This window comes from Photorhabdus sp. RM96S, assembly GCF_042879335.1.
Lineage (GTDB): Bacteria > Pseudomonadota > Gammaproteobacteria > Enterobacterales > Enterobacteriaceae > Photorhabdus > Photorhabdus kayaii.
Genome location: NZ_JBHFKT010000078.1, coordinates 1 through 6,749, shown reverse-complemented (window position 1 = coordinate 6,749; position 6,749 = coordinate 1). Strand labels below are relative to the sequence as shown.

Here is a 6,749-nt window from a genome sequence, read left to right as displayed (position 1 = left end):
GTTGGCATGTTCTTTAACAGGGTGGGAAAAAGCGGCGGAGAAAAAGGCTGCTAAATCAGGGGGAAAGGTCCGCTAAACTGTATGATGGCGTCGGGATAGTCCCTAAGACCCACTGAACTTAGCCGGTGGAGTAAATCCTTACGGTTACGTGCATAATCCGGCAAACTGGATAGATCCACTGGGGTTAGCGGGGTGTCCAATATCTGATTCCAAATCATCGTCAGAAAATAAATCTTTTTCTCATCAAGGTCCTGAATTACCAAAGAATATTGCAGAAACCTTTAAAGATGGAATTTATAAAAATAGACAGTTAACTGGAGATGAAGTTTTTTATAAATATCATGGAATAAATAATAGAACAGGAAGAAAATTCTCATGGTTAACAAATAAGAAATATTCTTCCGAAGATGTATTGCGCCAAGACTTAGCTATTCGTCATGATTGGGGAGTAAATATAACTAAGATATCAGAATTTAAAGTCCCTAGAGGTACGTGGGTAAGTGAAGGACCTGCTGCCGCACAGGGTTCTGGTTATCCTGGTGGTGGATATCAAGCGGTTGTAACAAACTTACCTAAAACATGGGTTCAAAAAACAATGGGAGTTCCTTGGTGATGACATTAGCCAACTTACTAAATTCTCTACAAGCCATCTCTGCGGAATTAATCAAAAATGGAAAAGGAGAGACTGCTTACTTTTTTATTAAACGTTATGATGAAATCATAAAATCAAATAATGAACAGGATAGCATAAGGCAAATAGTAAAAGAATTATCTACATGTCAAGCTATGGCTCAATATGGTGACTTCTCTCCAATGGAGGAAAAACTTTTAGAAAGTGTAGTAAAAGATGCAATTAATTTTTTAGATCATAGTCTATAAAAAAACGGAAGATCTTCCGGCCTTACTGGTGATTTACCGTGGCGAATGCACTGGCTGTATGAACCGGACACCCTGACGCCGTTGGCACGGCATGAAAAAGGTCAGTTGTACTATGTGGTGAGTGATCACCAGGGGACGGTGCGGGAAATCCTGACCGAGGCCGGGGAACTGATATGGGCGGGCCGGCTGCTGACCTGGGGCAAAGCGGAGTTCTGGCCGGTGCTGACGGTCAATGACCCACGGAACCTGACGTGTAATTTCCGGTTTTGTGGCCAATATGAAGACACGGAAAGCGGTTTATTTTATAACCGGCACCGTTATTACGAGAGGGAAACAGGCCAGTACTTATCGCCGGATCCGCTAAACTTAAGGGGTGGCGTAAGTCCTTATAGTTACGTGCATAATCCGGCGAACTGGATTGATCCTCTGGGACTGGCAGGATGTCCCATAAGAGAAGTTAATGGAACAAAGATTTTTGGTATAGGTCAAAAAGATAAAACTCCTAGTCATGATCAGTTTTCAGAAGTTATAGCTAATAAACTTGCAATGAGTGGTAAATTTAAAGAAGTTTATTTAAATAGGTCATATAGCTTTGCTAATGGAAAAGGAACTTCAGGAAGAAGACCTGATGTTATGGCTATTGACGTTAATGGTAAAGTCCATTCAATTGAACTTGCTTCAAAAACTGATATGGGCAAAAAACTTCCGACATTAACTTCACGTAATGAAAAGGCTATGAGTAACTTACCTACTAATAAGCAAGGTGATGTTCTCGTCTTTGAGCATCCATATAAGGCCCCCGATATGAAATCGATGTTAGATAACCTAATATCAAGTATATAGGTAAAATTATGTATACAGGTATAGCGATATATAATCCAAAAGAACTATCTCCAATTACCGCTTATGAATTAGGTGGCTTATTTTTTAGCATCTTTGATATTCCGATAACTGGTTCGGGGTATTATAAATATATAAAAAATGGCGATCATCCAGATGATCATGATTTAATAGAAATCTCCTTTTCCGAACTCAAAGAGAAAATCCTTGCTCAGGAAGCCACAGCTTTTAGGATCTATTGCGAACAAGAAGATTATACACCGTGGTTATCGTCGTTTGGTTATACAACTAATGAATTTGGTGGTTTTTATCATATAGATATACAGCTCCCTAATAAGATAGGTAATCATGAAAAGATTATTTCATTTATAAAATTACTAACTGATAATGTGAAGTTTCCTTATGGTGTGATATATGATAGCGATAGAGTAACAAAAGCTTTTTATTATGCGGGAGGTGATAATTTAGTAAGTATATACCCATACGAAAATCCATCTGTTTTCAAAAGAGAGACTCCAGGAAGGTTTGATGGAAAGGAAAGATATAATGATAATATGTTAAGGATGGTTTATCCTTTTAATATTATAAATAATTTTCATCTTAAAATTAATGTTGGAAATATTAATTTAAAACAATGGATATTAGGTAATAAAGAGCACGGCTCATTAGAAAAATTAAATAATGAATTGTGGCTATGGAAAGTTGAGGAAACTCATCTTGATGAAATTAATAAATACTGTGGAGAAGCAGGAATTTTAATAGCTTGGAAAGCCCCACCATCTAAGAAAATAACCAAGAGATTACCTTGATTAAAAGCCGGAAAAATCTTGCGAGATCTTCCGGCCTTTTCCAGGCAGTAAATCCGCCATGAAAGCAGATGTCGGAAAAGGAATGAAAGTTTTCCACAGCAGTAATCATAATATTTATTCTAATGAAGTAAGGCAGTAAATAGAAATAGTTCGACGTCAGCACGAAAATGGTAATATTAATGATCGAGAGGCTAGGGATGCTATAAGAAAAATCCAAATGGATATGAAAAATAAGATTTGGTCAGGAAATATATCTACAACAAAATGTGGGAGATTAAATTAATGAGCTATTATGTTTTAATGAATGATTATAAACCACCTTCAATTCCAAGGTATCTTCATGCCATTATAGATACAAATAAACAAGTAAATGATAAATGGAATTACGAAGGTTATAAATATTCCTTTCCTTATTACATGAAAGATCCAGAATGTCCTGATGAATTGTTTTTATTATGCAATAAGAATATTGGGACCTTGAAATTTAATTATTATAAACATGGCCGTGCTCATATCATATCAGATTATTTCCTTGAATTCCTTAAATCTTTCACAACCGGTAATTTTATTTGCAAAAAGCTATTAGCAACTAAAAATAATAATAGATTTTAGCGATGCTGTTCAAAAATTCATATTAGTTGATAAATTTACATATGTTAGGTTATTTATCAGTTTTTTTGCTGAAAAGGATCTCAGTGATAATCATTATGAAAAAACAAAGTGTTCTGATTTATTAGATGCTCTATTCTATGTCTAAAAATAACTTTGATGTATGGGTTGATAACTTAATAATTGAAATTGAATGATGTATAGATAATTAATAAAGTCGGAAAGATCCCCGTGATCTTCCAGGTTTGTTATCTCTATACTTAAAATAAATATTTTACAGGGTTGACTTTATATATACTCAAGATACTTCAAAGTGCATGTTTGAAAAACGATTATGTTGTTGAATTTAAATGTTTTTATATCTGACGACTCAAGCATCTTGAAGTTCATTCGGTATATTAAATATATAACTTAAAATCACCAAAATATAAAATAAATAATAAGATAAACAGAGAAATAATACAGAAAAATATAAAATTCATAATAAATATATACATAAGATATATTTTTGCTATTTTATTCTATTTTCTCTCTGAAACAACAAAAAGCTGGAATCGCTTCCGGCTGGCTTCTTTCTTACCGTGGTGAATGCCACGCCAACGCCGACGGGTTAGTGCAATCGCAAGGCATCAAGGTAATCACGGATATATTGATGCAATGCTCTGGATAAAATAAATCTAAATCAATTAATACCATATCGAAACAAGTAGCTATCATCCAAAATATAGCTAAACAAGATCAAGTCAAAGAAAATATGAGAAAAAGAAAATGATATCTTATAAGAAAGAAACAAAGGTTAGTTGATAACATAGAATACGATAACTTTCTAAATGAAGTAAATGACGAATGTAATAACAGGTTAAATATGACAAACATTTATCGATATTTATTTTAATCAAGACGCTAAATTAGAAGAAATATTTTCTATATTTAAAAAAGGAGTTATGTCGTGCGGTATAAAAAAAGATAAAAAGACATGAGTTATTTTCAATCCTATTCTTTTGAAGAATAGTTAATAAAATTATAGATGAACGACCCTCAAAAGCTAGATTCAACATTTAATGACTAAATAAGATTCTAAAATAGTGCTACATATTATACCACTCATAATTCCATATATAGCAATAGGTTGAATAAGGCCATGTGTAGCAAAATTATGAAACGCTATTTAGATTTAGAGAGGCAGTTCACAATCACCAAATCTTCCGATGTTCTTATTGATCTACCGTGGCGCATACCCACAGTAAGTCAGTGCGGATTGAAGCTTAGAGTTTACCAAAGAAATGATTTATTTGATCTCAATCATATTGATGACTTCGGAAGGACGAATATTCAACGAATGAAGAAAGGGATTGCACCTATTGGTAAGGATGGCTTAGAAATAAACCTTCATCATGTCATTCAAAATGAACCTGGCCCAATGACTGAAATTTTAAGTAGTACCCATAGTAAATACGACCGTATGCTTCATATGTATTCAAATCAATGGGATAAAACATGGGTCGGTCCTGATGGCATAAGACGCACATATAATAATGCGCCACCATCAACGAATAGGCGTCCATTTAACCAGTGGAAGAAAACATATTGGAAAACAAGAGCATTGGACTTTTTAACTCCTTAAGAGGAAGGAAGCTATGAATTATATATACCCGTCATCTTTCAAGTTGCCTCTTTGTTGGCTGCACTCACTCACCCCGGTCACATAGTTATCTATGCTCCCGGGGATTCGCTCCCTTGCCGCCGCGAAGCATCTTGAAATCCATAGGGTATAGATTTAATTGAAAAGGAAATGATATCAAGCGGGGAAGAAATTCTTTCTAGTGGCGGGGTTGATATAGATACTATCCGTGAATTCGAATCATTGCTTGGTGTTACTTTTCCTGAATTATATAAATTTTTCTTACAAAAATATGGAACACTTTCTTTCGGCGGAGATGATTATTATGGAATAACTAAAAAGGGAATAAATGGAAATCAAGCCCCATGTATTCTGTATGTAACAAAGCAGGCCAGAGATTCCGGTGATATAGATGAAGGGATGATTAAAATGAAATCATCGGGATACGGCCTTTCCTATTCTATTGATACCAGTATTAAAGGAAAAACAGGAGAGGCTGTAGTAGTTGAGACTGAATTATCCTTCAAAAGAGATGGAGATAAAAACATAATTGCAGATAGTTATGCTGAGTTTCTTTTAGAAGAAATAAAACAAGCTATAGAAGATTTATAAAATCCACTTTATATTAATAATGACAAGCTAGAGAAATCTGGCTTGCCCATTTTAAAATTAAACGTCTCATCCCGCATTATCAAAATTAGATGAAAAGGATAAAACAGCTATTTTTGACTTCTTCAAGACAATAATATCTGATACATCATCAACTATATTTTTAATCATTGATGGTTCTCACTTTCCACCCAATATAGATAGTTATTTTACGCTAACATATGAAGGCGAATAAATACAAGAAAGCTTACAATACTTATTCATAAAGAAAACTGAGAATAAAGGTATTTTTTAATTAAAAAAGTAGGACTGAAATATCTCTATGATCTTTCCGCTTTGTTATTTTTATACTTAAAATAAATATCTTACAGGGTTGGATTTATATATTAAATATATAATTTAAAATCACAAAAATATAAAATAAATAAGAAGACAAACAAATGAATAATACAGAAAAATATTATATTAATGATAAATATATACATAGGCTATATTTTAGATATTTTATTCTGTTTTTTCTCTGAAACAGTAAAAAACCGGAATCGCTTTCGGCTGGCTTCTTTCTTACCGTGGTGAATACCCATGCCACGCCGAAGGGTTAGTGCAATGGCAAGGCATCAAGGTAATCATCACGGATATGCTAATACAATAAGAAATGCTCTGGATAAAATAAATTTAAATCAATCAACTGATGCCATATCGAAACAAGTAGCTAACATTCAAAATATAGCTAAAAAAATATAGAGAATGGCAATATTATTAAACACAAAGATAAATATAACACTAATATTCAGGGGGAAGACGTAAATTAAAAAGTCAGACAAAGCATCTTTGATCTCTGGAGTAGAATTTTAGGATAATTTAATCTGGGTGAGATAATAAATTTTTATATGGAAACTGTTGAATTTTTTAAAAGCTCGGATTCTTATCCGGTTCTATTGAAAAGTTTAATGAATATGAAATTATTGATAATAAAGATAGGGCATTAAAGCTTCTTTTCGATCAAGGCATACCAGGTAACTATATGGTTTAGAGTAATTTTTTCTCTGATCGGGTATCCGAGTTTTATCTTCATGAGGATTATAAAAAAGCAGAAAATGATGAATATAATTACATGTTAAATATGATAAGCATTTATCGATATTTATTCTCTTCTAATCAAGACTCTAAATTAGAAGAAATATTTTCTATATTTTAAAAAAGAGTTATGCCGTGCGGTATAAAAAAGATAAAAAGACATGAATTATTTTCAATCCTATTCTTTTGAAGAATTGGGAACCTCTAAAAACTCTCAATACAAAAAATAAGATCAATTTTGCACTCACCAATAAATGACCTTATTGTGTATGACTTTTTCTTGCTTTTTCAGGGGAAAAAATAAA

Annotated in this window: 8 protein-coding genes and 1 pseudogene; all 9 read left to right on the top strand. The window is 33.2% G+C overall.

All coding sequences use genetic code 11. The annotated features are described in order from the left end of the window. Positions 1 to 106 precede the first annotated feature (106 nt). Positions 107 to 613: pseudogene (locus tag ACGF49_RS23855) on the top strand (hypothetical protein); the annotation flags it as partial. Continuing rightward, complete coding sequence (locus tag ACGF49_RS23850) at positions 613 to 879, top strand: hypothetical protein (protein ID WP_387493112.1); 267 nt, start codon at positions 613 to 615, stop codon at positions 877 to 879. The pseudogene ACGF49_RS23855 and the gene ACGF49_RS23850, both read left to right, overlap by 1 nt. A gap of 45 nt (positions 880 to 924) precedes the next feature. Continuing rightward, the gene (locus ACGF49_RS23845) at positions 925 to 1,722 is read left to right on the top strand and encodes an RHS repeat domain-containing protein (protein ID WP_387493110.1); all 798 of its coding nucleotides are present in this window, start codon (positions 925 to 927) and stop codon (positions 1,720 to 1,722) included. Positions 1,723 to 1,730: 8 nt separating this feature from the next. After that, positions 1,731 to 2,528, top strand: coding sequence for a hypothetical protein (locus ACGF49_RS23840; RefSeq protein ID WP_387493108.1), 798 nt, complete (start codon positions 1,731 to 1,733; stop codon positions 2,526 to 2,528). A gap of 282 nt (positions 2,529 to 2,810) precedes the next feature. Further along, positions 2,811 to 3,140 carry an Imm43 family immunity protein gene (locus ACGF49_RS23835; protein ID WP_387493105.1) on the top strand — a complete coding sequence of 110 codons (330 nt, stop codon included), beginning with the start codon at positions 2,811 to 2,813 and terminating at the stop codon, positions 3,138 to 3,140. A 505-nt stretch (positions 3,141 to 3,645) separates the two neighbouring features. Then, positions 3,646 to 3,807 (top strand): hypothetical protein, encoded by a 162-nt coding sequence (locus ACGF49_RS23830; RefSeq protein WP_387493102.1) that lies wholly within the window; start codon positions 3,646 to 3,648, stop codon positions 3,805 to 3,807. A gap of 486 nt (positions 3,808 to 4,293) precedes the next feature. Then, entirely contained in the window at positions 4,294 to 4,761 is a 468-nt protein-coding gene (locus ACGF49_RS23825) for an HNH/ENDO VII family nuclease (RefSeq protein ID WP_387493100.1), read from the top strand. 168 nt (positions 4,762 to 4,929) lie between these two features. Then, positions 4,930 to 5,370: an SMI1/KNR4 family protein gene (locus ACGF49_RS23820; protein ID WP_387493098.1), complete on the top strand. Its 441-nt coding sequence runs from the start codon at positions 4,930 to 4,932 to the stop codon at positions 5,368 to 5,370. 579 nt (positions 5,371 to 5,949) lie between these two features. After that, the gene (locus ACGF49_RS23815) at positions 5,950 to 6,111 is read left to right on the top strand and encodes an AHH domain-containing protein (RefSeq protein WP_387493096.1); all 162 of its coding nucleotides are present in this window, start codon (positions 5,950 to 5,952) and stop codon (positions 6,109 to 6,111) included. The last annotated feature ends 638 nt before the right edge of the window (positions 6,112 to 6,749 follow it).

What these genes read in the sequence shown, in the direction of transcription:
- ACGF49_RS23850 (WP_387493112.1), top strand. Translation starts at nt 613, where the DNA reads ATGACATTAGCCAACTTACTAAATTCTCTACAAGCCATCTCTGCGGAA.
- ACGF49_RS23845 (WP_387493110.1), top strand. Translation starts at nt 925, where the DNA reads ATGCACTGGCTGTATGAACCGGACACCCTGACGCCGTTGGCACGGCAT.
- ACGF49_RS23840 (WP_387493108.1), top strand. Translation starts at nt 1,731, where the DNA reads ATGTATACAGGTATAGCGATATATAATCCAAAAGAACTATCTCCAATT.
- ACGF49_RS23835 (WP_387493105.1), top strand. Translation starts at nt 2,811, where the DNA reads ATGAGCTATTATGTTTTAATGAATGATTATAAACCACCTTCAATTCCA.
- ACGF49_RS23825 (WP_387493100.1), top strand. Translation starts at nt 4,294, where the DNA reads ATGAAACGCTATTTAGATTTAGAGAGGCAGTTCACAATCACCAAATCT.
- ACGF49_RS23820 (WP_387493098.1), top strand. Translation starts at nt 4,930, where the DNA reads ATGATATCAAGCGGGGAAGAAATTCTTTCTAGTGGCGGGGTTGATATA.
- ACGF49_RS23815 (WP_387493096.1), top strand. Translation starts at nt 5,950, where the DNA reads ATGCCACGCCGAAGGGTTAGTGCAATGGCAAGGCATCAAGGTAATCAT.